A 26,846-nucleotide genomic window follows, 5' to 3' on the forward strand; every position below is an offset into this window, starting at 1 on the left:
TTTATATTAAAAAATTTAATTTTCAGGAGATTTTTATGAAAAGATTAAAAGTAATTATTAAGGATCAGTTTAACCAAGAAACGATTGCTTTGGCAAAAGTTCGACCTATGAATGACCATGCCCTTGAACTTCACAAAAGCGTTGAACATATTGAAATTGACGATGATATTATTTTGCCGAACATGGATTTACTTTATGAGAACCCTAAAGACGGCAAGATTTATCAATTGATTGGAGCATTCAGCGAGGAATAGCTTTTAGCTAAGAAGCGCTGAAAATAGAGCCAAACTACGTAATAGACACAATTAAAATATTGAAGATGCCCAATACTTGTGGGACTATGCTTTTGCAAAAATGTGACCTAATCCACACTTTTGCATTTCAGGACTAAGTGGTTTTCACTAAGCCCATTCCTTCAATGAGAAGTAGGAATGGGTTTTTTTATTGCATATTATTCTTTAAATGTTTCATCTAAAGCTTGTTGAACAGCTTCTATACGTGATTTACACGCTTTATAAGCAGTAATTGATTCTTCAACAATCTTCATTAAATTATCAATATCTGGACTTTCTTGAGATTCAAGTAGTTCGGCATTTTTTTTCAAAATGTCGTGGCCGTCTTTAAACGTTAACTCTTCATTGTTCATTTGGAATTACCTGTGTAATGTTGGCTTCAATCACACCATCTTGCATTTCAATGGCAATGGCAGGGTTTGAAATTTCATGTATAGACCGAATCGCTTTTCCTTCGGATCTGACAATTGCATAGCCTTTGGCTTGAACTTGTTTGGGGTTTTGTAAAAGGACTTCTTTCATTAATGATTCGATTTGAGTTAATGAAAATTTAACCTGTTGTTGTGAACTAAACTGAATACGCTCTTTCATTTGGTCAAGCAGGCGATGTGCCGAGTTAAGTTGACCTTGGGCCGAAGATTTAATCTGATGAAGTAGCTGATCATTCTTACTTTGATACGTTGTGATTTGATGCTGCGAAAGAAGCTTAATGGTTTGCAGACTATCAACGGCTTCTTGTACGCGTTCAACAATATGATTACGGATGCCAGCAATCACTTTACTTGGCGTGTCGAATGAACGATGGGCAATTTCATCAAGAATGGTTCGGTCTTTTTCATGACCAATACCAACCCAAATCGGTACAGTACGTTTGCAGAGCAGGGCTGCAAGTTCATAATCATTTAAATAAGCCAAATCATTCACAGATCCGCCACCGCGAATAATTACAATAAGGTCTGGTGGAAATTTAAATGTGCTGGCCCATTGTCTTAAACCTGCACCTAAAGACTCAATCAAACTAGTTGCAGCGGTGTTGCCTTGAAAAGTAGCGGTGTGATACACAAAATGGCAAACACCATTTCTCTCTAGAGCATCGGCATCTTTTTTAAAGTCACCTAGGCCCGCAGCATTTTGAGGAGCAATGACTAAAACATTTTGAATGTCAAAAGGAGTAGGCAGGAGTTTGTTCTTGTGAATTAACCTTTCTTGTGTGAGGCGTTCAATAATTTGCTGATAACGTTTAGCAATTTCACCTAAGGTAAAGCTTGAGTCAATCTCTTCAATATTGACCGAAAATCCATATTGAGGATCAAAACGTGCTCTAATTTTGATAAGCACATTTAAATCGCTTGAAATCTCAATGCCAGTTTCACGTTCAAACTTTAAAACAATTTTACTTGCTGAGAACTTCCAGATTGTAGCTTTACAACTGGCAATGACTTTATCAGTTTCTGCATCTTTTTCTGCAAGCTCTAAATAGTAATGGCCGCCTTTAATATTTAAATTTCGAATCTCTGCTTTTACCCAGACTGGCTCATCAAAAGCCAAACGTATGACTTCCTGAACTGTGCCGAGATATTCACTAAGGGAAAACTGAGGTTCAGACATACAAACTAAACATTAAAGGACTAACCTAGATAGTATAAAAGCCATCCAACCAAGGCAATTGCTGTCTATGAATATCGGGTTCTATTTAAAATAAATACAACAATTTAAAGAATTAACAATTGGAAATTGATAGGGTTATTTAGACCGAGCGGTTAAAAATGAAAAATTAATAAAAAGATAATTCTTAATAATTACAACCGATTAAAAAATAAAGTTTGCTTTATGAAATATATGAGCGTATAAAGCTTACTTCCAATTGCGGGGTGGAGCAGTCTGGTAGCTCGTCGGGCTCATAACCCGAAGGTCGTTGGTTCAAATCCGGCCCCCGCAACCAAAATATTATGCTCTGTGATGTACCACTTTTCATAATGCGAAAATTATGAAAAGCAATTAGCTTATAAATAACCCAATATAAAGCTAAATATTAAATTCTAGACTGACTGTCCATACCTTAAATCTAGCGTTCTAATTAAATACCGTTAAATCACATGAGCTCAGTGATGAGTGAATGATTGTGAATATAGTAAATGAGTGGCAAATTGCCACATCCGTAAATGGCAATGAGATTAATGTGAGGATCGTTCCTCATGTGCGTAAGCAAAACTCTCAAGATGGTTATCGTTGGGTCGAAGTTGGTAAGAAAATTCAACTTCAATCTGGTGAAGAAATCGAATTAAACCAAGATGGTAAAAGCTTTTATGCTGGATTTAATCAACTTTATCGTTTAACAACGTATTGTTGATAAAATCATGGTAATAAAGCTAAAAAACCTATCTCCTTTAAAAGAGATAGGTTTTTTTATATCTATATGAATCATAAATAATTAAAGTTATAAAAAGCAAAAAACGAATTAAATTGATAGAATTATTATTTTAATTATATTTATAACGACCTTAACCCGCTCGCCAGAATTGACGTCCCATAACCTTAAAATTCTTTCCATTTTCTTCGGTTAGACGGCGGTCTCTAAATTTTTCATTCAAACTATGCAAAATTAAAGAGCCATCAGCTTCTTTAAAAATTTGCTTAATCATTCCTTCCCCTGCAAAGTAAACCGCATAAATCTCGCCATCAATTACTTCAGTTTGAGAGATATCAATACCGACTAGATCTCCATCTTTAATGTAGTCTGTCATACTATCGCCTTTAGCTTTGATAATACGCATGCACTCTTGAGCAACTCGTTTTTCTTTAAAGAATGAAGCAGGGAAAGGAATTTTCCCATTAATTGCATCGAAGTGGAACTCGATCGACTCACCTGTACCACACGAAAAACTAGCTTCTACCACTTCAATCCAGACATATTGATCGGTAGATTCTGCACTCACGACTGTAGGGCTAAATACATCACTTTCTCTAAAAGCATCTTCTGTATTTCCAGTCGTTAACCAATATCCATCTACACCTAAAAACTGGGCAATAAGTGGAAGAAACGCAGATTTTAAATTTTTCCCAGACTCTAAAGCTTGATAGGCTGGCTGAGACATTTTTACTGCTTCTGCCACTTCAGCCTGAGTTTTTTTGGCTTTAATTCTAGAATCTTTTAAACGGTCTTTAAGAGCCATAACGATTACACCAGCAAACTTATAACAAATATATAACTAAAGTTATATCGAGTAAAACAACTATAGTTATTGACTAATAATAACTATAGTTATAATATCAGTTATATCTTCAGATGAATAGATAAAGTTTAAATCGTATTTGAACCACTATTTATTGAATTATCAAAATGTTGAGATGAAAGCTAAATTTATTTTGTTTCTAGAGGAGGCAAAATAGAAGGGAGATAGCTCAATTATTATTTGCAGATAGGCTATCAAAACAAAAAATGGAATAAAAAAAGCCCGATTCCGTGGATCAGGCTTAATGTTCGTCGATAAAGGGTATCAAGAACATGAAGAATTTAACAAAGATTGTGAGTCGTAACAAAAGTTTCCGATATACGGCAAAGCCTTATTTGAACTTTTTGGTCAAAAAATTAAAGTTCGAAAAAGGCGTAAACGTAAGAGCTTTCATACTTTTTTACAATTTTAGAAAAAGGAATATCTACTTTTAAATTAATGCGTTAAATGCATACCGTTTAGTTCTTTAGGTTTGTTGTACCAGATGAAACGTTTTGAAAACACATTTGTAGTCATAGCTTAGCTATATTGCTCAAAGAATGGATCAAAACTTCAAGAATAACAAACGATAAAGATGCCTTATTAAACGTGTGAGTTGGAGATAGTGAATGACTACAGCAATGCAGAACAGAGCTAAACAACTTAAAAATGCAAAACGTGGAGGATATGTTCCGACAATTGCAAAAGACGTAAACAAATACAAGGTACAAAAAATAAAAAGGGCGCTTGAAGAGGCAAAGCAAATTGCAAGTGAGCTTGAAGATGATGCATTCGAATTCGATGATCAAGTCTCAATGCAAAAAGCGATAGGTGCAATCACTGTGATTGAGTTGATTGAACAAGCCTTAAACAGTGCACACTAACAGGCTTTAGCATACAAACATTCTTTCTTGGACCCCTGAAATATGGGGTCAAGGATAAGTTCGTCTTGCGATTTAGCGCGGTTAAAAAAACGTTAGTGTTTTTTATTGACTGTAATAAAGAAAACTAAGGGTATTTATAAAACCTGAAAAATAACAAGCAAGTAAGAATAGCGAGTTTTCAAGTTTTACCCTTTAAAGCAGGACAAGATGATGAAAACAGTTCAAACAAGTGGTTTAGCCACATTTTTAGATTTTTATAGCATTGCAATTATGGTGGCTTTAGCAGTCAGCTTAGTTGTGGCAGTCGTGTTGATGATGCGTTTCCCTCGCTCACCACAAGAATGGATTGTTGGACTGATATGCACGGTCGTTTCAAGCTTAACAGGTGGCTCATTTATTATCATGAAATGGAATTTACATGAATGGGTATCGGATATTTGGGGAATGATCACACTATGTGGATTCTTCTTTATTTGCGGTTTGCCGGGCTGGGCGATTGTGAGATGGATATTTAACTTCATCAATAAACAAGAAGGTAAAACGATTGTGGAAGTCATCAAAGACTTAAAAAAAGCGAAAGATGATCTGCAAAATAGCTAAAAACAGTTTCAATGATATAGGTAAAATAAAATGAATATTGACCAGTACTTAGAAGCAATCATAGACAGAGAGGGTGGATATATTAATCATCCATCAGACCATGGGCATGCCACCAAATTTGGCATTACAGAGGCAGTCGCTCGATCAAACGGATATCAAGGTGATATGCGAGATTTACCTTTAGCTGTGGCCAAGTCTATTTATAAAAAACAATATTGGTTTGAACCCCAATTTGACCAGATCAATAAAATTAGCCCTGCTATTGCAGAAGAGTTACTTGATACGGCTATAAATTGTGGAGTTAACTTTACAAAGCCTTTGTTACAACGTGCTTTAAATCTGCTAAATAAGCAAGGTGAAGAGGGCTGGCCAAATCTTACCTTAGATGGTCAATATGGGCCTTTAACTTTTCAAGCACTGAGTACGTATTTGAATAGGCGTAATAAAGATGGAGAAATGGTATTACTACGCGTTTTAAATATTATGCAAGGGCAGCACTATATCGAAATTACCGAGAAGAACCCAAACTACGAAGAATTCTTTTATGGATGGATCTTAAACAGGGTAGCCTTGTAAAAATTGTAGTTAGATAAAAATATGTTGATAGGCAAAAGACTTGAAAAGCCTAACCATGAGTTGAGGCTTTTCAAATCATCATATGTCGAGTAATGATTTATTGTGCAATGAGTAAAACTGCAAGAAGAAAGAAAATAGCGCCGCTAATTTTATTGAGTATAGAAAAATTATTTCCAGCCAACATCTTTTCTTTAAAAATTGAAGAGAAATTTGCATAGACCAAATGAATTAAAAATCCAATAAAACAAAAGGTTAAAGAGAGAACTAAAAACTGAGTTAAAATTTCTTTCTTTATATCAATAAATTGAGGGAATAGAGCAATAAAAAATACGATTGTTTTGGGGTTAAGCAAAGATGCAAGTAGGCCTTGATAAAAGAGTCTAGATTTACTTACATTTTTATCGCTTTGTTGATCAGTGATTAAATCTTGCGATGGCGATTTTTTGCTGAAGTTTTTATATCCAAGATACATTAAATAAAATGCACCAATAAATTTTAAAACCGTAAAAATAGTAGGGTTACTGGTAATAATAAGACCTACACCACTAGCGGAAATTACAGCAATTACAAACATACCAATGATTAAGCCGCTAATACCAAATAAAGCAGTTTTAACACCATAGTTGATTGAATTTGTGACAGTAAATAAAACGCCAGGTCCGGGGCTTAGGAGAGTAAGAAATGCAATTGTTATAAAGACTAAAAGACCGCTCACGCTGATATATCCTATTTATCAATGAGACAAGATTATGCGATTACTTTAAATGAGAAAATAAGTTATGTATACAGACAGTTATGTATATTTAAGAGTAAAATTGATTAAGTGTTTAAAATATACATTTCTATAAGTAAGTTGGATAATTAAAAGCTTAATACCCAAAGCAACATAAACATACACCCCTAATAACAGGGGATGTTAGTATGCTAAACCTATACCTCAAGAAATATACAGCATGACGAAAAAAGAACGGCAGTTTAAATCTGGCGAATTTCGATTTTCCTTTTTATCGTTTAAATATTGGGGGGTATGGTTTTTAGCTTTTATTTTGATGTTATTCGCGATGTTACCTTGGGCTATTCAATGGCGTCTTGCCGATTTTCTCTCAAAAATAGCTTGGAAATCTTTAAGTTCAAGAAGAAAAACAACACTACGTAATTTAGAAGCATGCTTTCCTGAAAAAACACCTATGCAAATTGAGGTGAAAGCCAAACAGGTTTTTGTTGATACTTTAACGGGAGTATTTGAAGCATTAAATGCTTGGTACAGCCCAAATTGGTTTAAAAGTCGTGTACATATAGATGGACTAGAAAATTTAACCAATAATCAAGAAAATGGCGTACTTTTATTAGGCACTCATAGTACGCTTTTAGATGCTGGTGGAGCTGCGTGTACCTTATTTTTTAATATGGACGTGGTTTACCGACCTCAAAACAATCCCTTTTTAGATTTTCTGATTCATCGGAGTCGTGCAAGAGTATATAAAAACCAGATTGCTCGAGACAACATGCGTGGACTTATACAAAACCTTAAACATGGTCACGCAATATGGTATAGCCCAGATCAGGACTTTGGTTTAAAACAAGGTGTAATGGCATCATTTTTTGGTATACAAGCGGCGACTGTAACAGCACACCGCAGACTGATGGATATTTCAAAAGCAGCAGCAGTGCCTTTGTATTTTTACAGAAGTGGCGATATAAGAAATCCTCAATATCATGTACTCGTAGAACCTAAATTAGAGAATTTTCCGAGTGGCTGCGAAGTGAGTGATGCTGAAAGAGTCAATAAAATTATTGAGAATCAAATTCGCATAGCCCCTACACAATACATGTGGTTTCATCGCCGTTTTAAGACCCGTCCTGCGGGTGAACAGAAATTCTATTGAGGGACCTATGAGGAGTAGCAAAGTGACTTTTTTCCATTAAAATGAAACAAAATTTGATTTTTAAATCAAAGAAATTTTAATGAAATCAATGTGAAATAGGAGCGTTCCTAAGCATTTAAGTTTTCTTATCTGAATTATTTTGAATATCGATTGCAAATGCTTCTGAAGCGTGTATTATCGAGAATAACTAACAAAATATTCATGTCATTATAAATTTCTATTTGCGCAGTTTTATATTTATAATCCTTCGGTTTTTGCAGATATTTAAGTTTTGACGTCTATTTTTTAGTTAAATTGGTTTTCTCCAATAATAAGTTATAATATTTTAAGATTCAGGATATAACATATGTCTACTACTACTGGTACAGTAAAATGGTTCAATGAGACTAAAGGGTTTGGTTTTATTGTGACTCAAGATGGTAAAGATATTTTTGCTCATTTTACTGATATTCAAACACAAGGTTTTAAAGTTTTGTTGGAAGGTCAACGTGTTGAGTTTACCGTAGTACAAGGTAAAAAAGGCCCTCAAGCTTCAAATATTGTGATTCTTCAAAACTCATAAATAAATAAAGCTTTTAATTGATTTAAATATATTATTTAAATAAAATATGTTTAAGTCTAAAGCATTTTATTAGAGTTTAAAAAAACCCACTTTATCTTTTGTGGGTTTTTTATAAGTTTTAATTCAACTTATATTCAAAAAACAACTACAAACATACTCTTATAAACATGTTTCTAAGTTTTTCTGTTAAAATATAATGAATTAGGTGTGTGGTATTAAAATGGATATTTGTATTGGCGGTATTTTTGACGGTCAGAAAATAGAACAAGATAATGATTTCTTAAAGATTGAAGAGCATTATTCAGATAATAGTTCTAAATATATTAAGCAACACTTCCACTTGTTTGGGCAAATTTTTAGCTTCTGGGTGTGTGAAGATGTTGATTTAAGTCAGGCAATAAGAAAAGCCGAAAATATTTTAAAGAAGAAAAATGAGAATATTTAGCTAATTAATAAAAATATATTTACTACTACCTTCTACTTTAAAGATTTACTTATTAAATTAATTCAAATAGATTTAATAAGTAAAATTTAATTTTTGAAAATCAATGATTTTATTTTGCAGCTTTAAATGTTGTTTACAATATTTTAGTATTGGTTACAGACTTTTACAATTTATGTGTGGAATTTGATGGATATAGTTATACATTAGGCTTAAGCAAAAGTTGTTTTATTTATTGCGCAAATAAAACAAAGCCCACTTTAATAATAATATATTTTATTAAAGTGGGTTCTTTATTCAGACGGTCATCTTTAATTCAATATTCATAATTAAACTATAGATAATATTTATTGTTATAGCCTCCCTTAGAAAGGAAAACATTTTAAATGTTAAGTGAAGTACAACCTAATATTTGCTTTATTGGCAGTAGTAATTTAGCTTTGGCTTTAATCGGAGGAATGGTTTTAAAAGGATTTAAAAAAGAAAAAATACACTTAATTGAAGAGAAAAAAATTAACGATACACAGGCATTGAAGCAAAAAGAAAATGGTTTAAAAAAAGCTGACATTGTTGTGTTGTTACTCGACCCAAAACTATTAAAAGAGACACTTGCGCCATTTAAAAAATGGTTAGCAAATAAGATTATTGTTTCTATGATGGCAGGGATTGATATTGCACACCTATCCAGTTTTACAGGTTCAAAGAAAATCGTTCGTGTGATTTCAAATCCGCCAGTGCTTATGCATACGGGTACTCACGTGCTTATTGCTTCAGAGCAAATGGACCAGCTTGATAAAGACTTAATTGAAATTTTGTATTCTGCAACGGGCCAGACTTTTTGGGCGCCGTCTGAAACACAAAGTGATGCCATTATTGCATTATCTGGTTCAGGGCCAGCTTACTTTTTCTATATTTTAGATAGCATGATTAAGACGGGCGTTTCACTAGGCCTAGATAAGCAATTTGCCTTAGATCTTGCGCTTCAAGCGGCTACTGGTGCAGTTGAAATGATTCGTAAAAGTAATGTTCCACCAGCGGAGTTATGTGGAAAGGTCACTTTAGCAAACGGGATTACCGAATCTGCTTTACGAATGTTTGAATTAGGCAATGTGTCTGATGATATACGTTTAGCCATGAGGGCCGCATATCATCGTAGCAAAGAAATTACTTCAGAAATTCTTTCTGAGGCTCGTTAACTCTTTTTAGTAAACTAGGCCTTTAAAAAGTATTCCCAAATAATGAAACCTAAGCCAAACCCAATAAAAGAGTAGAGAGTAATAATAAAGAATACAAAACTGGCCTTATTTTTTTTCTTCAAAATGTTCATGGCGATGCCTCCAATTCAGATTAATTTTATTATGGAGATGAGGAGGCTGTAATCATAGATACAGAATTTTTTAAAAAAAATATAACAGAGCCTAAATCTGTTATGGTTTAAGCCGCTTAACTCAATAAGAAGTTTCGAATCAATACTTTAAGTCGATGCGCTAAAGGCATTCCACCTTTTATTCAATTAACATTAAATCGGCGGTATTGGCAGATTTAAGAGGGCGTAGGGCAAAAGTCGAACGGGTGTGGCGAATTCCCTTAATTGAATAGAGTTTTTTTCGTAAAAAACGTTCGTAATGGTCCGCATCTTTTACAGCTACTTTCACCAAATAATCATAATCACCTGTCACCAGATGAGCTTCTACAACCTCAGGTATATCGGCTAATGCTTCGCTGAAATTTTCCAGCATTTCATCGTCATGGCGTTCTAAAGTAATTTCTATAAAGAATACTTCATGAATACCAATCGCCTTTGGGTTTACGTTTACCGTATAGCCTTCAATAATTTTTAAAGTTTCCAGACGTTTTAGTCGTGTCCAGCATGGTGAAGATGAAAGACCCACTTCTTCTGCTAATTGGGCAACAGTTAAACGGCCATTGCCACGTAATGCAGATAAAATTTTCCGATCTATGCGATCTAGTGTGTATTCTGTTCTGTTCAAAATATAAACCAAAGAAGAATCTTCTGATAAAATTAAATATACTTCATTTTTATGCTGCGAACATTTAAAAATATTAAAAAATACAGGAAACATTTTGAGTTAAAGGTACATACACTAGTTCTATGCATCGAACCTCTCTGGATAAGGGTTGTGATGGAGCAAAGAGCACTGTTTTAGTAAGGGTGACTAAACAGTGCTCTTTGCGGATCTCTTATAAGTTCTTAAATTTATTTTTATTCTTTGTCGTTGTGTATTAAAACAAATTAAATAATAACTTTTATTTATCAATTGAAGAAAAACTAATCATTATTTTTTATCTAACTTTTCCTTTATGGTGATTTCATTGCAAAGTAGGAAGCAAGGTTATGATCACCCAGCACGATATAAACCAAAAACAATATCAAAATAAATCTTTAGACTATTTGAATAGCCAAGCGCATTCTGAAGGAATTGAATTTAATAAATTTATTCATGAAATTCAAAAATATGAAAAGGCTGTGGTTCTAGATTTAGGCTGTGGTGGTGGTCATGTTTCTTATAATGTTGCTCCACATGCTGACCTAGTCTTTGCCTACGATTTATCTCATGAAATGTTAGATACAGTCTCTAAGGCTGCTAGCCAGCGCAAATTAAAAAACATCTTTGTGCAGCAGGGCATTGCTGAAGACATGCCTTTTAGTGATCAACAGTTTGATGTCGTGATTAGCCGATATTCAGCTCATCACTGGCAGCATGTTCCGACTGCAATGAAAGAAGTAAACCGCGTTCTTAAGCCAGATGGCATTGTTATTTTTGTAGATATTATTAGTTCTAGCTCGCCGATATTAGATACGTTTTTACAGACGATCGAAACGATTCGAGACCCAAGTCACGTAAGAAACTATAGTGTGAAAGAGTGGGTCTATTTTATAGAAGATGCAGGCTTTGACTTAGTCGCTTTAGACAAGCAAACGCTTTCATTAGACTTTGATAGTTGGGTAAAGCGTATGAAAACTCCTGAAGATCAAATTAAAACTTTACGCTATTTGCAGGAAGGTTCATCTGACCTCGTTAAGAAGTATTTCAAAATTCAAAATGACGGTAGCTTTGAAAGCCATGTGGGTTATTTTGTCTTTAAGAAGTTAGGGTTTTAAAGTGCTAATGAGTAAGAGTTTTTGTCGATAAGAAATGAATTAAATATCACAAAAACTCTTTTCTTGATTCGCTTGGATTATATTAAAGAAAATTAGAAAACAAATTTAATATCATTTATTTGATAAAACTTAATCACACATTTTTTTTAAGGTGATTAAGTATTCAAAAGGAAAGGTGATTTATTTAATTTCCTTTCTATTAATAGACAGTTATAAATAATTATTATTTAATACGCCCGCAATATTATCACTAATACTTTTAATAACTTTGTCGGGGAAATAATGCGTAATATTTTAGTAACGGTTTTTACTTTATTGGTAGGAACATCAATTTATGCTGCTCAAGAATCTAAAAGCCTTGTAGGGCAAACACACTGCGAGAAAACGGTTGAGCTACATGGCTTTTTAAGCCGTGCTCAACTTGATTGTAATTATCACTATTCTTCTGAAGAATTAATTCATGAAGCTGAAAAATGCACTAAACATGAGCTAGGTGATAAATATGGTAAAGAAGTTATGAGATTAGGTATGGACCAATTTGAAGCACGCAAGAGAGGAGATATGAAAGGCCAATTATGTAGTACGGTTTTAAAAGAGTTTCCAAACTATATTAAAAAATAAAATAAGGTTTTAAAAACCTCTTCTAGCAAGCCGATAAAATGGATTTAATTATTCATTTTATCGGTGTATTACAGCATATAATTTAAAATAAAAAATAAACTTTAAGAATTCGCCGAATATCACATTGACACTTAAAATCTCTCTTATTATTCTTCATTTCAGGATGAGAGAGGGACGCTTAATGCGTGCTGATTCTTGTGTGTCAGTCTGTCAACCCTTTCTCGTTCTATTATTATTTTTACTAAATAATGAATTTCTAATGAAGTAATTAAATATTCTAATCCAATGAAAAAATAATATTTATTCAATTATTTTCTAGCCAATATCACATTGACACTCTAAACCCCTCCGATTATGCTTTGCCTGCTGGCCACATTGCCAGTCGGTTTTAGCAGGCCGTATTTACCCAACGCACACGAAAAAGTCTCTCTTTTTTGTGGGCATCCCTACGTGTCTCCCTCTGCGGCGGAACGGGAGGGGGACATCTTCGGATGTGCTGGTTTTTGGGTAAATCAGTCTGCTAACCCCTTTTCGTTTCGCCACCATAATCATTTAGCAGTGATGTGGCGAAACTTCTTTATTACCCAAAGGAGTCCGCTCATGCGTACTATTTCTTCTCATTTATTGGTCTTTACCAAACTCTCTCTATATATACCGCCCAACTGGTCTTTAAAACGGTTTAACCGACTCTAGGTTTCTACAACCTTAGCTCGTTACGACTAAAAAATCATAGCAACAATAAAACTTGAGATAGCTTAGGCACATTTTTGTGCTGCTTTTGCATGCCTGTTTTTAGCACTCATTTTAAGAGTGACGGCATTTCTATCTCTTTTAGATACAACAAAAAATTATTTAAACGGTATTCCTATGCCAAATTTAGAATCTTCATTTAGAGCACTCAGAGTGCTTCACACCGCAAAAGACTTATTTAATCAATATGGGTTTCATAAGGTCGGGGTCGACCAAATTATTGCAGAAGCCAAAGTTGCCAAAGCTACTTTTTACAACGACTTTCACTCAAAAGCACGACTCATTGAGATGTGTCTCACTTTTCAAAAAGAAGCGCTCAAAGTAAAAGTGTTTTCCATTGTTAATTCTTATCGTGAAGAAATGGTGCTTGATAAACTCAAGCAGATTTACCTTTTACATGCCGACTTAAATGGCTTTTATCATTTACCCTTTAAAGCAATTTTTGAAATTGAAAAGCTCTATCCAGTTGCCTATAAAGTTGTGGTTGATTATAGAAACTGGTTTGTTAACGAAATCTATAAGTTGCTTTTAACCTTAAAAGCTACGGCTTCAATCCAAGATGCTTATATGTTTTTATTTATGATTGATGGCGCAATGGTCCAGCTTTTAGATAAAAATGCGGTAGATGAAAGAGGTCGGTTGTTAGATTATTTCTTTTTAAATTTTGCTTAAGCGACAAAACTCACTAAAGAAAAAGCCTCCAAACAAGGAGGCTTTTCAATTTAAATAAAAATAGTTGCTTAGCTTAATGCCGCAGGTTTTGCAGCCTGTGCCATTCCTTCAAAATATTGAACGGCAGGCGATCGAGCCATATAAGCTAAAGCTTGCTCGGTGTCACCTTCATGAAGTGGGTTAAATTTTGGAGAAACCCATCTTAATGTCGCTTTCCATAAATATTTAATGGTTGGTAGGTTGTCTGAGCGAGTCGCAGTTTTTTCAAATTCACGAATAATTTTGAAGTAGCCACGGCGCATTAATTTTTGAATGTCTTCGTGCTCTAAATCTTGTTGGCCTAAACTACGCGCAAAGTCAGCAAGGAAATAAATAAACAGTGGGAAAACAGCCGCCATAATCACTTGGCGCGACACATAAAACCCAAACTTGTTTGTTAAGAGATGCTCAAATAAGTCGTAGGCAACACAGCGATGTTCAACTTCTTCAGCCAAATGCCAACGGAACAAATCTGCCATGGCAGGGTCGGCTTTGTCCCACGTCTTACTGTCGAGTGTCCACTGGCCAATGGTTCCGGTAAAGTGCTCAATTGCAGCAATCACACCTACTCGAAAAAGTAACCAATATTCATCGAGTTTTTCGCCTTTTAAGAAGGGCATACCTAAAGGTTTGTCACCCAATAAAATGTTAAACACAAAATGGGCGCGGTTAAGTGTTTCTTGAATGTCGTAGCCATTTTCACGTAAGAAGTCCTGAGCCTTTTCATGGGCGCGTGCATGAGCTGCTTCTTGACGAACAAAGCCAATCACTTCTTGTTTTAATGTTTCATCGGTAATCAAGGGAAGGGTTTTATTAAACACGCGGCAAAACCAAAATTCACCAGCCGGCAAGAGCATATTAATACCATTTGCTACGTGTGAGCATAGCGGATCATTCGGCATCCAGCAGACAGATGACTCGGCAAAATCAAAATGTACTTTTCTTGCTTTAAGTTGATGATTCCCTGTGATCATATACGTCACCCTATTCATAATTGTTCATTTAATGCGAATGAACAATTTTTAGCATTAAGTAAAATCGATCACCATGTGAGTAAAGGACAAAAACATCTAACAAAAGGCTTCTAGAGATAAAAACGGTCTAAGCTAGAGATTTCATAAATAAAAACAGGCTCCTTATCAAAAGGAGCCTTCAGTTTGGGGAGAGTTAGGCTTTAAAGTTTTTAAGCCTAGTTATTTTTATAAGCAGAAACGCTTTATTATAAATTTCACGTTAAGTGACGTATCGTGCTTAAAAGTCTAGATCGCTTGCCACTGATCTTTAACTTCTTCTGAGTTTTTATTCAGAATGACTTGGTTTTCTTTCACTTCACCAATCCATCCAGTAGGAATAAGATGATGTTGACCGCTTTCATCTCGGGTGAGTTTAAGTTGGTTCTCACCATCTAGATGGTCGACTGTACCTACTTTAGTACCACAAGAAGCAATAACGTCTGCGTGTTTTTTAATATCATTAATATTTAAAGTACTCATTTTAGACCTCTTCTTTAGAAATAGAAAAACGGTAAGACCTAAATTACTTTAAATAATTGGATAAATCAGGGGTTTTTAATAAACCTTACAGGATGGGTTTATAAGTTCACTTAATAAATATATTTGAGTAACAATGAAATAATTAGATATAAAACTAATAATATTTATCTTTTTATTACAATTTATATGTTTATTTAAACAGAAGTATTTAGATAAGGTTAAACCAAGTCTTATAAATAATTATTTGCAATGAATATTAAAATACCTATAAATGTGACGATATTAAGTGTCTTGAGTGAATTTGAATCTGCCTTGGCTGAAGATAAAAGCAAGCTTCGTATAAATTTACTCTCTCAATTGGTAAATTTAGCCAAAAACTTGCCTCATCCAGCTTCGGGTCAGACCTATCAACGTTGGCAGCTTTTTGCTCAGATTGCTGGAGTCGATTTAAGTTTAGCGAAGCTTTTTGAATCGCATTGCGATGCCATAAGCATTTTAAGTGAATTGGGTTATCACGCAGAAATAGATGACCAGCTTTGGGCTGTTTGGGCAGCAGACGGTGGACCAGCTCCATTGCAGGTAAAAGATAACCTGTGTAATGGCATAAAGCCTTGGTGCTCTGGTGCAGAGTTTATTCAAAAAGTTTTGATGAGTTATAAAAATCAGCAAGGGCAGGCGCAGCTTGGTATTGTCGACTTAAGTCATTCCTCTATTAGCACGGATTCAAGCCACTGGCATGCAGTCGGGATGAATGCAACACAGACTGCAAGAGTAAGTTTTGAAAATACGCCTGTTAAATTGATCGGTCATCCAAATAGTTATTTAAAACGTCCAGGCTTTTGGCATGGTGCAGCAGGTGTTGCGGCCTGCTGGTATGGTGCCGCCGTTGGTTTAGCTGGTTTTTTACAAGAAAGTTGTCAGGTCAGTCCGAATCCTTTTAAGAAATTGTACTTAGGAGAGGTCGCTCATCAATTAGAAATCACTAAGCAATATTTTCAATATGTTGCTGAACTGATTGACAGCAAACCTATGCTAAATCATGAGCGGGAAATACGGATATTACGTGCCCAAACAGAACAATGCTGTCTGAGTGTGGTTGAGCGAGTAGGGAAAGCGTTAGGTGCTCGTCCTTTTTGTGAAGAGGCTACTTTTGCACAGCTCATGGCTGATTTACCAGTATTTATCAGACAAAGTCACGCTGCTTTTGACTACCAGCAAATTACAGAACTCTGTTTATCGGACCAAAGCCTATGGGAACTTTAAAACATCCTTTGGTCGAAGACCGCATTATTTTTGGTGAGGGTACGTCCAAAGAGCAATGGTTAAATGCATTTCAACAACACCCTTTAGCTGCTTTAGATCTTGAGTTGTTTCGCTCTAAAAGGGTGGTGATTGTTGCTCCACATCCTGATGATGAGGTGCTTGGTTGTGGTGGTTTAATGCAGCAACTTATTGCACTGAATTGTAAGATCCTCATTTTAGCGGTAAGTAACGGCACAAAAAGCCATCCTAACTCTACAAAGTATCCTCCAGATCAGCTCAACATTCTTCGTCCGCAAGAAAGCTTGGCAGCTTTAAAGTGTTTAGGGGTAGCCGACTCAACCGAGCATGTAGAGCTTAATTTGTTAGATGGTCAGATTCATTTACAAACCGATCAATTGTGGCAGAGTTTAGAGCAGATCGTTCAAGCCGATGACATTCTAATTTGTAGCTATGCCTTTGATGGTCACCCAGACCATGAAGCCGTTGGTAAAACCGTACAAGCTTTCTCAACCGCTAAGCAACTTCTATGTTTACACGTATTAATTTGGGCTTGGCATTGGGCAAAACCTTTAGACTCACGAATTGATTGGTACCGAGCAAAAGCCTATCACTTAACCGAAGAACAGCTAACTAAAAAACATCAAGCAATTTTGCAGTTTAAAACCCAACTTGAAGCAGATGAAACTACAGGTAATGCTGCGGTTCTTTCTTCAAGTGCAATTAAACGTCTTTTAATGCCTTATGAGGTTTATTTGAGTGATTCATTCTCGCATGTACTTTGAAGATTTATATCGTCATAACAGTGATCCGTGGGGCTATGACTCTCATTGGTATGAAGCTCGTAAAAGACAAATTTGTCTCGCGCTGCTGACAAGACCTCGTTACTCAAAAGTGTTAGAAGTAGGCTGTTCAAATGGGCATTTAAGTTTTCATTTAGCGCAAAGAGCCGAGCAATTGCTGTGTATAGATGTCTCTGAGTGTGCTGTTCGCTTAGCGTCCGAACGCTTACAAGAATTTGAACACGTGGTTGTTGAAAATAGAAAAATACCTGAAGACTACTCAATTCAAAAATTTGATCTCATTTTAATTAGTGAGATGGCCTATTACTTATCCAAGGATGAATTGCAGCAGTTTATTGAAAAATTAAAACATAGTTTAAATGACGACGGCGAAATTCTTTGTTGCCATTGGCGTCATGAAATTCAAGATTTTGAACTAAATGCAGAACAAGTCCATCAAGGCTTTCAGCAACATTTTCCATTTCATCATTATCTCAGCTTAAACGATCCAGATTTTATGATTGATCTATGGACGGCGAACACTTCCTCTTTAGCACAGCAGGAAAAACTAAGATGAAAATAGGTATCGTCATTCCAGCGCATAACGAAGAGCACTATCTATCTGCCTGTTTGCAATCTATTCAGGTCGCTATAGATAACATTAACGGTTATGACGTAGAAGTGATTGTGGTACTAGATAACTGTACAGATCAGTCGCGGTTGATTGTACAAAGCCATCAGATCAATTGGATTGAATGTAATTACGCATGTGTTGGGCAAGCACGAGATTTAGGAATTCGCCATTTAATTGGGCGTGGCGTGACATGGATTGCATGTACGGATGCCGACACTGTGGTTAGTCCTGATTGGCTGCGCTATCAAATCCAGCACCAACCCACAGATGCAATTTGCGGCACTGTAACGCTAGATGATTTTAGTCATCTCTCTATAACGAAACAGCAGAAATATTTAGCCCACTATAAAGATCAGATGGATCACGCGCATATTCATGGGGCGAATTTAAGTTTTAGTGCAGAGGTCTATCTTTTGGTAGGCGGCTTTGAGCCTATTTCATGCCATGAAGATGTATCTTTAATCAAAAAATTGATCAAACATTGTTGCAATATTACTTGGAGTAATCTAGTTCGAGTAACAACGAGTAGTCGCTTGAACGGAAGGGCACCTCAGGGATTATCGTACTTTTTAAATAATCTCTAATCACTTAAACCATGACCTCGCCCAATATTGAAATATTCTTTAAGTTTTTAGGGTCATATTTAATTTTGATGATGCTACCAACTTTATATTGATCGTAATTTTGTTTAGCAATAAGCACCTTAAGGTCTTCAGTAATGATTTCGCCTTGCTCAGTTTGAAATTTTAATTTTATATAACATAAAGGGCGATATTGCACCTTAGCTAATGAGTCCTGAAAATACACAACCTCAGCAGAAGTCATCTTTCCTCGTTTATAAATTAAAAACTTATGAACCAGACTTTTAAGAAAAAAGGTCCAAGCAATATAGACAAAGAATAAGCTAAACCAAACCACTCCAATAAAAGTCAAAAAATCAGAAAATTTCACTCACTCAAACCAAAATTATTCGTTTAACGCATTATTCTAAATGAACAGATTTGTTCGATCTAGTTTATGTGTGATGTAAAACATAAACTGATAAAACCTTATAGTTAAGCGTCAAAAATAATGAGATAAATAGCAGGGTATATAACTTAGTTGTTGTATTTATGCCTACATATGTAAACAAGTCTTATTAACACATGCTTTAACCCTTAAAATTCTAGAAAAGAAAGTTTTAAGGTGTATAGGTTTGGATTTTTTAAGTTTTTTTCGCGATATTCGGGTTCAGTTAAGCCATTATCCTTGGCTAGAAATGTTTGTTTCTCTCACCATTTTGATTTTATTTGCAGCAATCGCAAATTTTATTGCTAAACGCATTATCGTTCGGGGCGTCCGTCACTTGGTGACCAAGCTAAAATCACCCAATCAATCTATTTTTGCCCAGCATAGCGTCATAAAGAAATTTGCAAATATTGTTCCTGCTGTTGTGATTATGAACGGCATTGCAACAGTTCCTCATCTAACTCCAAAGTTCATTTCTTTTATAGAAATGGGGGCGCAAGCATTTATTTTTCTTACACTCGCGCTTACGGTCAGTGAAATATTAAACATATTTAATCTTATCTATCAGCGTAATCCAAAATCTAGAAATAAGCCGATTAAAGGCTACTTACAACTGGTTAAGTTAATCTTATTTGTTGTGTGTGGCCTGATGATTTTGGGAACATTCCTTAAAAAGGATGTGTTCACTTTACTGGCAGGTTTCGGTGCGATGGCTGCGGTATTAATGTTAGTTTTCCAAAACACTATTTTGTCTTTAGTGGCGAGTGTACAAATTGCCTCTTATGACATGGTGCGGATTGGAGACTGGATTGAGATGCCGTCGCTTAATGCGGATGGTGATGTAATTGATATTTCGCTGCATACTGTAACTGTGCAAAATTTTGATAAGACCTATACCACCATTCCAACCAATAAGCTCGTTACCGATACATTTAAAAACTGGCGTGGTATGAGCAATTCGGGTTGCCGTCGAATGAAGCGTTCACTTTTTCTCGATCAAAGCAGTGTTCACTTTATGAGTGATGAAGAGCAACAAAAGCTCAAAGAGTTTTTATTATTAGATCAATATCTCGATGCAAAACAATCTGAAATTGACGAGTTTAATAAGCATTTAGGCAATCAATCCCGTTATAACAAGCGCCGTTTAACCAATATTGGAACATTTAGAGCCTATGTTGAGTTTTATTTGCGCCAGCACAAAGGCATTGCTCAAAATCAAACCATTATGGTTCGTCAATTACAGCCAACTAGCCAAGGTTTGCCTTTAGAAATTTATGCATTTTCAAATACCACTGCATGGGTTGCCTATGAAGCAATTCAGTCAGATATTTTTGACCACTTAATTGCGATTCTTCCTGAATTTGGTTTACGTGTTTACCAAGCGCCTTCGGGTCATGATTTGCAAAGATTAACGACCGAGATTAATCCGAGTTAACTTTTTAGCTGTTAATAGCAGGTTCTCAACTATTTTTAAAAAGCTCCCAGATGGGGGCTTTTTTAATGTTTCGCCTGTAGTGATCTGTGAGAAAAGTCTATAAATCTGATAGTGAATTAAATCGTTTCATTTAAAACCTAGACATTGAGCGGAGCGAAAATTAGATTAGCCTGCAAACCAAATATTTTGATGATCACACATTGGACTCAAATGTTTAATGCGTAGGTTGTCTTGCTCAAAATCGCCACTCCCTCCAGCAATATCTAATTCGCTACCTAAGCGGATATGCTTGCCTTTATAGCTTAAAGCTTCTTTTTCAGAATCCCACTGAGCGGTGTGTTCAGGAAAGATAATGAGGATATCGTTTACATAGAGACATTCTTGTTTTAGCTGCAAAATTCCCGTTAGGCGTCCTGAAGCAGAAATACCATTAGATTGATAAACAGGGAGTTTTACCGCACTGGTATTTTCGTTCGCTTCTTGCTGTTGACATCCTGTAAGAACGGCAAATACAACTGCGCAAATTAATTTATTATTAATACCCAATTTTGTTCCTATAGGGATTTCCATATAATTTTGATAGTAATGGACTAATGTTTCATATCAATCTTTAGATTGTTAGATAAGATTTCATCCCACTACAGTTTAAACTTAAGCATTTTAGCCAAATGAACTCATTCACTGGCATGATTAATTATTGGTTATTATATTTTATTTATTTGTATATTGTTATCTTTTTCATTTGAGTTTTTAGGTTATATGCATCGTGTAATCTTCTTTGAAAAAAAGTATTTGTAATTTATTTTTAACCTTAATTTTATCTTAAGACATAAATATTTAGATAAGAGCTAATAAGTACGTATGTTTGGAGAACATACATTGATAAGTCATGAAAGTTTGTCTAAAAGTTTAAGTAAAGTTCCAGAAGTCACCTTATTATTCTGGATCATTAAAATTGCAGCTACAACGCTAGGTGAAACTGCTGGAGATGCACTATCTATGTCCCTAAATTTGGGATATATCATTAGTACGGCAATTTTTGCTGTGATCTTTGCGGTATTTGTCGGACTACAAATTAAAGCTAAAAACTATAATTCTTTTTTCTACTGGGCGACAATCATTGCCACTACCACGTTGGGTACCACAATTGCCGATTTCGTTGATCGAACTTTAGGTGTGGGCTACGCAGGAGGGAGCTTAATATTACTTATTTTATTAGGCATATCTCTGTTTGTTTGGTATTTAAGTTGCGGCACAATTTCAGTAAAAAGTGTTCAATCTGCAAAAAGTGAAGCTTTCTATTGGTTAACCATCATGTTTTCTCAAACATTAGGGACAGCTTTAGGAGATTGGACTGCTGATACTCAAGGCTTAGGGTATACCAGCGCCGCTTTAATTTTTGGTACTTTATTATTGGTGCTAGCAATCTGCTATTTTTATACCAAAATTTCAAGAACCTTATTATTTTGGTTAGCCTTTGTTCTTACCAGACCTCTAGGCGCAGTATTGGGAGATTTTCTTGATAAACCTATCGCGCATGGTGGATTAGAGTTAAGCAGATTTAGCGCGTCTTTTGTTTTATTAGCTTTCATTGTCGTCTGTTTAGTGGTCTTTAAACCGAAAGCAGCTCAGTCGTCTCATTAAATTAACGGCTCATTAAAAACCACATGATTCTCTTGAGTGATGTGGTTTTTTTATTTGAGAGTAGGCATTTTTAAGAGACTTTACGGGTTATCCACCAAAATAATAATGCCAGAAGGCTAACACCTGCACCGAGTGCACACACGCCAAACCATCCAGCATAGGCGTAAGTGGCTGTTGTACTGATTGCACCTAGTCCACTACCGATTGCATAAAAGAGCATGTATAGACCAACAAGCCGACTATGCGCTTCTGGACGAGTACGAAAAATCATACTCTGGTTGGTGACATGTAAGGCTTGTCCGCCTAAGTCGAGCAATACGATGCCAATCACGAGTGTCCACAGTGAGTAAGCCATGAGTGAGAGTGGTCCCCAAGCAAGCAGTAATATTACAAGTGCTGCTAAGCTTGTGCGCTGAGCATATCCGCGGTCGGCCCAATAACCCGCACGCGCAGCAGCCAGAGCACCTACAACTCCAACAAGTCCAAAAGACCCAATAACAGTATGCGAAAAATTGTAAGGCGGCTCACTCAACGGTAGTACCAATGCACTCCAGAAAATATTAAATGCCGCGAACATGAGTAAAGCCAAAACACCGCGCACTTGGAGTATTTTTTCTTGGCGCAGCAGTTTTAACATCGATGCTAAAAGTTGCGAGTAACGCATGGTAACGGGCTGAATTTCTAAATGAGGCAAACGTTTCCAAAGTGGTAATGCAATCATGAGCATGATGATGGCTGCGCAAAAGTACACGCCACGCCAACCCGCTATATCACTAATTCCTCCTGAAAATACACGGGCAAGCAATAAACCAATGAATACACCACTTTGTGCAGTACCAACCACATGTCCTTGCTCATGTGGGAGAGCAGCACTTGCAGCATAAGCAATAAGTCCTTGAGTCATGGCTGTGCCGAGTAAACCCACGGAAAGCATGCCTGCTAAAAGAACAATTGTAGAGTGAGCAAAGGCAACCACGAGCAATGCAGATATTAAAGCCAATAACTGAATAGCCATTAATCGACGCCGATTTACAAGGTCACCCAACGGCACTAGAAACACGAGTGCAAGGGCACAACCGATTTGAGTGGCTGTAACCACACCACCAATGGCGGCATGACTAACATTAAAGTCTCTTGCCAATATGTCGAGCAAAGGCTGCGCATAATAGACATTTGCTACGCTTGCACCACTTGCTATAGCAAATAGCAATATTACGCCACGGGGCATGCTTGAAAGCGGGTTATCGCTTTTAGCGTGTGAAGTTGAAGATGCAAGAGAAGCTTTCATGGGCCTAAATCCATTCAATCTAGTTTTAAAATGCAACTAGTTGAATATTAAGCCTGCTAGTTTTAAAATGCAACTAGATAACTTGTTACTGAAGATTGGTAAGGAAATTCGATGACGAACCCTACATTGTTAAAAGATGAACCTTGTCCTGTTGCACGTTGCGTCAACCTCATAGGGGACCGCTGGTCACTGCTCATTGTACGTGATGCTTTTGATGGAATGCGCCGTTTTGGAGATTTCCAGCGGAGCTTGGGTGTTGCGCGAAATATTCTTTCTGACCGACTTAAAAAATTAGTGGATGCTGGTGTGCTTGAAATGCAAGATGCTTCGGATGGCACGGCTTATCAAGAATATGTATTGACCCATAAAGGGGAGAGTTTATTTCCTGTGATTGTAGCTTTGCGACAATGGGGAGAACAGAACCTATTTGAAAGTGGGGAGCGCCATTCTCTGTTAATTGATAAAAATACAGGTCAGCAAATTCCATTTATGGCACCAGTTGCGGCAGATGGAATAGTGCTGAAAGCTTCTAATACTCAAGTGCAAAAGGTGAAATAAAATAAGACAAAACAAAAATAACCTTTTTTAACTTAAATTTGGGCAGATTAGTTGGTAACCTTGCGCGTCAAATTAAGGTGAGATTATGAGATTTATATTCCTCTTTATAAGCGCAATTTCAATTCAATGTTATGCAGCATCAGAAGCCATGGAACTTCATTACTGTGAAACTGTGAAGAAAGCAGCGAGTGGGGTGATGGATGCTAGACAACATGAAGTGCCAGCTAAAGAGTTACACGACATCGCCGATCATCTGGAAGAGCAACAAGCCAAACAACTTTATCAAGAGCTTATTAAATCTGCATATTCTTCAAAATTATTTGAAGATCCTCTCATTAAGTCAAAAGCTGTCGAAAATTTTCAAACCACGTGGCATGAGCAATGTTTAGCAAAAGAATTAGCTAAAAATATTTGAGGGTGTTAGTGGGAAATGGCCAATTACGAGCCAAGAAAGAACTACCTAGTAAGCGTCGAATCGTGACGCTTACAAAACACTGAGTATTTAATAATTAAAAAAAATGATTGAAAATTAATAAGTGTTAATATATTAATGCAGAGCAAATGAATCTTTTTAATACAATCATATAAAGGAGGTGGGTAATATGAATAATCATTCCGATTACACATTTTCATTATATGTATCTGGTATAAATTTAAAGGAAATTAATCCTTTAGAGTCGGCTAAGCTACTTGAAGCTCTTTGTAAGATGCTGGGAGCAAAGCATCTAAAATGGGGTGATATTAAAGAAGGTTCAGCGGATTATGCTGTAAAGGTGGATCCGGAATATTTTGATGAAAAAGTTGATAATTTCAATAAAGCTGTTTCAGAGAAGACGGGGCCAATAAAAACGATTGACGAGTTTTTATCAAAACATCCTAAAGCATGCACAGTATTGCGCTATAAAGAGTCTTCTAATCAGGAATATATTGAACTCCATAAATTTCAAAAGAAAGATGACGGTTTTGTTTTCTTCCAAGAAGAAACTTTAAGGTGTCGAGTTATCGGTTTGCATGAAGGAACTGATAAAACAGATCATATCTATGTTCAAACAATATCTGGTAAGAAGGTTAGTGTTGCTTTATCGCCTCATATTGCTGCTACATTAGGCTCAAAATATAGAACTCAACACCAAATTGAAATATTTGGTAAAGCCAAATACAGATACATAAGTTATAACGACGTTGAACTACTTTCATTTGTAGCTGAAAACATTGAAGAAGTACCTGAAGGTTCACTATCAAGTTGGATAGAAGATTTTAAGAATGCAGGGGATAGTGGTTGGAATCAATTTGAAGACCCTGTTGCTGAGTGGCTGAAGGAGCGTCACGAGTGATTGTAGCGATTGATAATAATGTATTGGTTTCATTGGCATCGGATAGGGCATTATTTGTTAACCTAGAAACATACTTGAAACAGAACAATGCAACATTATTAATTCCTACACCTGTAATAGCTGAGTTTATTGCATATGATTTAAATGCTAGAAGGACTCAATTATTAACCCTCTCTCATGGCAAAGTACTTAATGGTAGTTTTGATAGGAAAGCAGCTCTTATTTGTGGAGAAATGGCACATGAACTGGGAAAAGAATTTTTTAAAGAAGATAAACAAAAGGTGAAGGTTGATATTCAAATACTCTCAATAGCAGTGTCAAATAATGCAAAAGTACTTTTAACAGAGGATAAAGGAATTATTAACGCAGTGGCTAAACTTGGTTTGGATATTCAAGTTTTAAAAAGAAATGAAATCAAACTTGGGTCAGATCTCTTTGATAATGTTAATAAATGATTAATTACAGCCACTAGAGATAGTGGTTTTTTTATACCTTGTGCTATCCTCTTAAAAAAATAAGGAGATGTGTATGTGGATAATACTATTAATAATCATAATATTTATATTAGCTGTGGGAGTGTCAGTAAAAAAGGAATTAAAGAAGAGTGGCGGTTATAAAAATTATAAAGCTAAGAGGTTGACAGAAGGGGGATTAGAAAAAAGATCATCTCATCTTAATACTAGCAAAGAGATGAAAGTAGAACTTCCAGATCCATTTTTAAAATATAGTGTGGAGTCTAAACAATACGAACTTGAATATGATTGTGCTTACGACTTTGAAGAATATCCATTCGAAATAGTTGGGGAGTCTTCCTATCAAGAAAATATCAAGAAATTTGCGATACAGCGCGAAAATAAGGGCTGTTTTATAAAAGTAATTGCAAAAATAATTAGAGAGCCAACCAATAAATATGACAAAAATGCATGCCGCGTTGTGATAAATGGTCTGACAGTTGGTTATTTGCCGCGAAATAATGCTGAAAGCTGGGTTAGGTTACTAAATAAACTTAATATACATGAAACAGCTCAAATCAATGTTAACGCAGTTATCGTTGGTGGTGGGAGTGCTGAATATAGTTATGGTGTTAGATTAAATATTCCTACTAGAATTGCTAACTCTGCAAAATACATCAAAGAATTGAAAGAGCAAGTAAATGAATAAAATTTTAGTATTATGCCTTTTTATATTTTTAGCAGGTTGTAGCGATAAAGATTCAAATAGTAAGCCTATATATGGCAAGGAATATGGATTGCCTGCTAATTGTAGAGCTTATATTCAAGTTGCTATAAATCAGTGGAAAAAAGGAACACACGATACTGAAACTACAATGGATGCTATTGAGCGAAATTGTGGTGAAAATGGGGAGCTTTGGAACTATAAGCCCAAATAAAGCATCCTAAGATACTTTAGAGCTAATTTACTGTTACTTGTTTTGTAATTGAGAAGCAATAAAAAACCACCTAATTCTTTCGAATTAAGTGGTTTTTAAATTTTGGAGCGGGAAACGAGACTCGAACTCGCGACCCTAACCTTGGCAAGTTATAATAAATTATAAATAACAAAAGTTTATGATTTTATGGTGCAGAAGTGGTGTCGAATAATTTTTTACAATTAAAGTAGAGAAATTGAACATAATATTAAACTGTTATTCTAGCAATCAAATCTTCAAAATAAAAGAAATGCGTCTTATAAGGATAGAAACGCACATCTATAAAATTAATCAGCTATCATTTGAAATTATTTAAAATT

At 35.7% G+C, this 26,846-nt stretch carries 35 protein-coding genes and 1 tRNA gene; 25 read left to right on the plus strand and 11 right to left on the minus strand.

All coding sequences use genetic code 11. The features are described from left to right. Positions 1-35: 35 nt before the first annotated feature. On the plus strand, positions 36-254 hold the full coding sequence (locus tag ACS604_RS17730) for a hypothetical protein (protein ID WP_004793583.1): 219 nt from the start codon (positions 36-38) through the stop codon (positions 252-254). A gap of 197 nt (positions 255-451) precedes the next feature. Here ACS604_RS17730 and xseB read toward each other — a convergent pair whose 3' ends face one another. Together xseB and xseA are read right to left on the minus strand one after the other, a co-directional pair. Continuing rightward, positions 452-646, minus strand: a complete 195-nt coding sequence (gene xseB, locus ACS604_RS17735) for an exodeoxyribonuclease VII small subunit (protein WP_004793582.1) — start codon at positions 644-646, stop codon at positions 452-454. Further along, positions 636-1,901, minus strand: a complete 1,266-nt coding sequence (gene xseA, locus ACS604_RS17740; RefSeq protein ID WP_474772442.1) for an exodeoxyribonuclease VII large subunit — start codon at positions 1,899-1,901, stop codon at positions 636-638. Before xseA ends, xseB begins: the two co-directional genes overlap by 11 nt. A 257-nt stretch (positions 1,902-2,158) precedes the next feature. Between xseA and ACS604_RS17745 the strand changes: the two genes are divergently transcribed. Together ACS604_RS17745 and ACS604_RS17750 are read left to right on the plus strand one after the other, a co-directional pair. Continuing rightward, positions 2,159-2,235: transfer RNA gene (locus tag ACS604_RS17745), tRNA-Met, on the plus strand. A gap of 174 nt (positions 2,236-2,409) precedes the next feature. Next, positions 2,410-2,643, plus strand: a complete 234-nt coding sequence (locus tag ACS604_RS17750; protein ID WP_004793577.1) for a hypothetical protein — start codon at positions 2,410-2,412, stop codon at positions 2,641-2,643. A gap of 151 nt (positions 2,644-2,794) precedes the next feature. On the opposite strand, the gene ACS604_RS17755 is transcribed toward ACS604_RS17750, so the two are convergent. After that, positions 2,795-3,466, minus strand: coding sequence for an XRE family transcriptional regulator (locus ACS604_RS17755; RefSeq protein WP_474772443.1), 672 nt, complete (start codon positions 3,464-3,466; stop codon positions 2,795-2,797). Between the two features lie 668 nt (positions 3,467-4,134). Here ACS604_RS17755 and ACS604_RS17760 point away from each other — a divergent pair. The 3 genes from ACS604_RS17760 (at position 4,135) to ACS604_RS17770 (ending at position 5,565) form a co-directional block, all read left to right on the plus strand. Next, positions 4,135-4,389 (plus strand): hypothetical protein, encoded by a 255-nt coding sequence (locus ACS604_RS17760; RefSeq protein ID WP_004793575.1) that lies wholly within the window; start codon positions 4,135-4,137, stop codon positions 4,387-4,389. A gap of 210 nt (positions 4,390-4,599) precedes the next feature. Beyond that, positions 4,600-4,989, plus strand: coding sequence for a hypothetical protein (locus tag ACS604_RS17765; protein WP_004793571.1), 390 nt, complete (start codon positions 4,600-4,602; stop codon positions 4,987-4,989). Positions 4,990-5,019: 30 nt separating this feature from the next. After that, the gene (locus tag ACS604_RS17770; protein ID WP_474772445.1) at positions 5,020-5,565 is read left to right on the plus strand and encodes a glycoside hydrolase family 108 protein; all 546 of its coding nucleotides are present in this window, start codon (positions 5,020-5,022) and stop codon (positions 5,563-5,565) included. Positions 5,566-5,662: 97 nt separating this feature from the next. Here ACS604_RS17770 and ACS604_RS17775 read toward each other — a convergent pair whose 3' ends face one another. Further along, complete coding sequence (locus tag ACS604_RS17775; protein WP_151963590.1) at positions 5,663-6,280, minus strand: LysE family translocator; 618 nt, start codon at positions 6,278-6,280, stop codon at positions 5,663-5,665. 238 nt (positions 6,281-6,518) lie between these two features. On the opposite strand from ACS604_RS17775, the gene ACS604_RS17780 reads away from it, so the two are divergent. The 4 genes from ACS604_RS17780 to ACS604_RS17795 all read left to right on the plus strand — a co-directional run bounded on the left by ACS604_RS17780 (position 6,519) and on the right by ACS604_RS17795 (position 9,651). Next, positions 6,519-7,451, plus strand: coding sequence for an LpxL/LpxP family acyltransferase (locus tag ACS604_RS17780; RefSeq protein ID WP_474772446.1), 933 nt, complete (start codon positions 6,519-6,521; stop codon positions 7,449-7,451). A gap of 346 nt (positions 7,452-7,797) precedes the next feature. After that, positions 7,798-8,013: a cold-shock protein gene (locus tag ACS604_RS17785; protein ID WP_004793563.1), complete on the plus strand. Its 216-nt coding sequence runs from the start codon at positions 7,798-7,800 to the stop codon at positions 8,011-8,013. A gap of 220 nt (positions 8,014-8,233) precedes the next feature. Continuing rightward, on the plus strand, positions 8,234-8,458 hold the full coding sequence (locus tag ACS604_RS17790) for a hypothetical protein (protein ID WP_004793561.1): 225 nt from the start codon (positions 8,234-8,236) through the stop codon (positions 8,456-8,458). Between the two features lie 383 nt (positions 8,459-8,841). After that, on the plus strand, positions 8,842-9,651 hold the full coding sequence (locus ACS604_RS17795; RefSeq protein ID WP_474772448.1) for a pyrroline-5-carboxylate reductase family protein: 810 nt from the start codon (positions 8,842-8,844) through the stop codon (positions 9,649-9,651). A 14-nt stretch (positions 9,652-9,665) separates the two neighbouring features. On the opposite strand, the gene ACS604_RS17800 is transcribed toward ACS604_RS17795, so the two are convergent. Together ACS604_RS17800 and ACS604_RS17805 are read right to left on the minus strand one after the other, a co-directional pair. Beyond that, positions 9,666-9,782, minus strand: a complete 117-nt coding sequence (locus ACS604_RS17800) for a hypothetical protein (protein WP_004793556.1) — start codon at positions 9,780-9,782, stop codon at positions 9,666-9,668. Between the two features lie 178 nt (positions 9,783-9,960). After that, on the minus strand, positions 9,961-10,446 hold the full coding sequence (locus ACS604_RS17805) for an Lrp/AsnC family transcriptional regulator (protein WP_031945309.1): 486 nt from the start codon (positions 10,444-10,446) through the stop codon (positions 9,961-9,963). Positions 10,447-10,811: 365 nt separating this feature from the next. On the opposite strand from ACS604_RS17805, the gene ACS604_RS17810 reads away from it, so the two are divergent. The 3 genes from ACS604_RS17810 to ACS604_RS17820 all read left to right on the plus strand — a co-directional run bounded on the left by ACS604_RS17810 (position 10,812) and on the right by ACS604_RS17820 (position 13,622). Next, positions 10,812-11,579 carry a class I SAM-dependent methyltransferase gene (locus ACS604_RS17810; RefSeq protein ID WP_005303690.1) on the plus strand — a complete coding sequence of 256 codons (768 nt, stop codon included), beginning with the start codon at positions 10,812-10,814 and terminating at the stop codon, positions 11,577-11,579. Positions 11,580-11,861: 282 nt separating this feature from the next. Next, positions 11,862-12,200, plus strand: a complete 339-nt coding sequence (locus ACS604_RS17815) for a hypothetical protein (protein WP_474772450.1) — start codon at positions 11,862-11,864, stop codon at positions 12,198-12,200. An 867-nt stretch (positions 12,201-13,067) separates the two neighbouring features. Next, complete coding sequence (locus tag ACS604_RS17820) at positions 13,068-13,622, plus strand: TetR/AcrR family transcriptional regulator (protein WP_474772451.1); 555 nt, start codon at positions 13,068-13,070, stop codon at positions 13,620-13,622. A 68-nt stretch (positions 13,623-13,690) separates the two neighbouring features. Here the strand turns inward: ACS604_RS17820 and ACS604_RS17825 are convergent, their stop codons facing one another. Both ACS604_RS17825 and ACS604_RS17830 read right to left on the minus strand, forming a co-directional pair. Next, on the minus strand, positions 13,691-14,635 hold the full coding sequence (locus tag ACS604_RS17825; protein ID WP_238612443.1) for a metal-dependent hydrolase: 945 nt from the start codon (positions 14,633-14,635) through the stop codon (positions 13,691-13,693). 285 nt (positions 14,636-14,920) lie between these two features. Then, positions 14,921-15,154, minus strand: a complete 234-nt coding sequence (locus tag ACS604_RS17830; protein ID WP_004793546.1) for a DUF2171 domain-containing protein — start codon at positions 15,152-15,154, stop codon at positions 14,921-14,923. Between the two features lie 249 nt (positions 15,155-15,403). Here ACS604_RS17830 and ACS604_RS17835 point away from each other — a divergent pair, with 249 nt between their 5' ends. From ACS604_RS17835 to ACS604_RS17850, 4 genes are read left to right on the plus strand one after another with little or no spacing between them, the layout of a single operon-like run. Continuing rightward, entirely contained in the window at positions 15,404-16,417 is a 1,014-nt protein-coding gene (locus ACS604_RS17835) for an acyl-CoA dehydrogenase (RefSeq protein WP_474772453.1), read from the plus strand. Then, positions 16,405-17,199, plus strand: a complete 795-nt coding sequence (locus tag ACS604_RS17840) for a PIG-L deacetylase family protein (protein ID WP_474772454.1) — start codon at positions 16,405-16,407, stop codon at positions 17,197-17,199. The genes ACS604_RS17835 and ACS604_RS17840 overlap by 13 nt, the downstream gene beginning before the upstream one ends. Beyond that, positions 17,174-17,773, plus strand: a complete 600-nt coding sequence (locus ACS604_RS17845) for a class I SAM-dependent methyltransferase (RefSeq protein ID WP_474772456.1) — start codon at positions 17,174-17,176, stop codon at positions 17,771-17,773. Before ACS604_RS17840 ends, ACS604_RS17845 begins: the two co-directional genes overlap by 26 nt. Beyond that, positions 17,770-18,414: a glycosyltransferase family 2 protein gene (locus tag ACS604_RS17850; RefSeq protein ID WP_474772458.1), complete on the plus strand. Its 645-nt coding sequence runs from the start codon at positions 17,770-17,772 to the stop codon at positions 18,412-18,414. Before ACS604_RS17845 ends, ACS604_RS17850 begins: the two co-directional genes overlap by 4 nt. Before the next feature lie 4 nt (positions 18,415-18,418). Here ACS604_RS17850 and ACS604_RS17855 read toward each other — a convergent pair whose 3' ends face one another. Continuing rightward, entirely contained in the window at positions 18,419-18,781 is a 363-nt protein-coding gene (locus ACS604_RS17855; RefSeq protein ID WP_474772459.1) for a DUF3592 domain-containing protein, read from the minus strand. 244 nt (positions 18,782-19,025) lie between these two features. On the opposite strand from ACS604_RS17855, the gene ACS604_RS17860 reads away from it, so the two are divergent. Beyond that, positions 19,026-20,273 carry a mechanosensitive ion channel family protein gene (locus ACS604_RS17860; RefSeq protein WP_004793532.1) on the plus strand — a complete coding sequence of 416 codons (1,248 nt, stop codon included), beginning with the start codon at positions 19,026-19,028 and terminating at the stop codon, positions 20,271-20,273. A 165-nt stretch (positions 20,274-20,438) separates the two neighbouring features. Here ACS604_RS17860 and ACS604_RS17865 read toward each other — a convergent pair whose 3' ends face one another. Then, the gene (locus tag ACS604_RS17865) at positions 20,439-20,843 is read right to left on the minus strand and encodes a hypothetical protein (RefSeq protein WP_474772460.1); all 405 of its coding nucleotides are present in this window, start codon (positions 20,841-20,843) and stop codon (positions 20,439-20,441) included. 309 nt (positions 20,844-21,152) lie between these two features. Here ACS604_RS17865 and ACS604_RS17870 point away from each other — a divergent pair, with 309 nt between their 5' ends. Beyond that, entirely contained in the window at positions 21,153-21,917 is a 765-nt protein-coding gene (locus tag ACS604_RS17870) for a COG4705 family protein (RefSeq protein WP_474772461.1), read from the plus strand. Positions 21,918-21,987: 70 nt separating this feature from the next. Here ACS604_RS17870 and ACS604_RS17875 read toward each other — a convergent pair whose 3' ends face one another. Continuing rightward, positions 21,988-23,205, minus strand: coding sequence for an MFS transporter (locus ACS604_RS17875; protein WP_474772463.1), 1,218 nt, complete (start codon positions 23,203-23,205; stop codon positions 21,988-21,990). A gap of 111 nt (positions 23,206-23,316) precedes the next feature. On the opposite strand from ACS604_RS17875, the gene ACS604_RS17880 reads away from it, so the two are divergent. The 6 genes from ACS604_RS17880 to ACS604_RS17905 all read left to right on the plus strand — a co-directional run bounded on the left by ACS604_RS17880 (position 23,317) and on the right by ACS604_RS17905 (position 26,487). Beyond that, positions 23,317-23,763, plus strand: a complete 447-nt coding sequence (locus ACS604_RS17880) for a winged helix-turn-helix transcriptional regulator (protein ID WP_474772464.1) — start codon at positions 23,317-23,319, stop codon at positions 23,761-23,763. Positions 23,764-23,848: 85 nt separating this feature from the next. Continuing rightward, on the plus strand, positions 23,849-24,178 hold the full coding sequence (locus ACS604_RS17885) for a hypothetical protein (RefSeq protein ID WP_004793524.1): 330 nt from the start codon (positions 23,849-23,851) through the stop codon (positions 24,176-24,178). Positions 24,179-24,365: 187 nt separating this feature from the next. After that, positions 24,366-25,097, plus strand: coding sequence for a hypothetical protein (locus ACS604_RS17890; RefSeq protein ID WP_474772465.1), 732 nt, complete (start codon positions 24,366-24,368; stop codon positions 25,095-25,097). Then, complete coding sequence (locus ACS604_RS17895) at positions 25,094-25,552, plus strand: type II toxin-antitoxin system VapC family toxin (protein WP_474772466.1); 459 nt, start codon at positions 25,094-25,096, stop codon at positions 25,550-25,552. The genes ACS604_RS17890 and ACS604_RS17895 overlap by 4 nt, the downstream gene beginning before the upstream one ends. Before the next feature lie 73 nt (positions 25,553-25,625). Beyond that, positions 25,626-26,258 (plus strand): HIRAN domain-containing protein, encoded by a 633-nt coding sequence (locus ACS604_RS17900; protein WP_151963610.1) that lies wholly within the window; start codon positions 25,626-25,628, stop codon positions 26,256-26,258. Beyond that, entirely contained in the window at positions 26,251-26,487 is a 237-nt protein-coding gene (locus ACS604_RS17905; RefSeq protein WP_151963611.1) for a kynureninase, read from the plus strand. Before ACS604_RS17900 ends, ACS604_RS17905 begins: the two co-directional genes overlap by 8 nt. Positions 26,488-26,846: the final 359 nt, after the last annotated feature.

Source organism: Acinetobacter sp. Li1LvA2 (assembly GCF_056156705.1).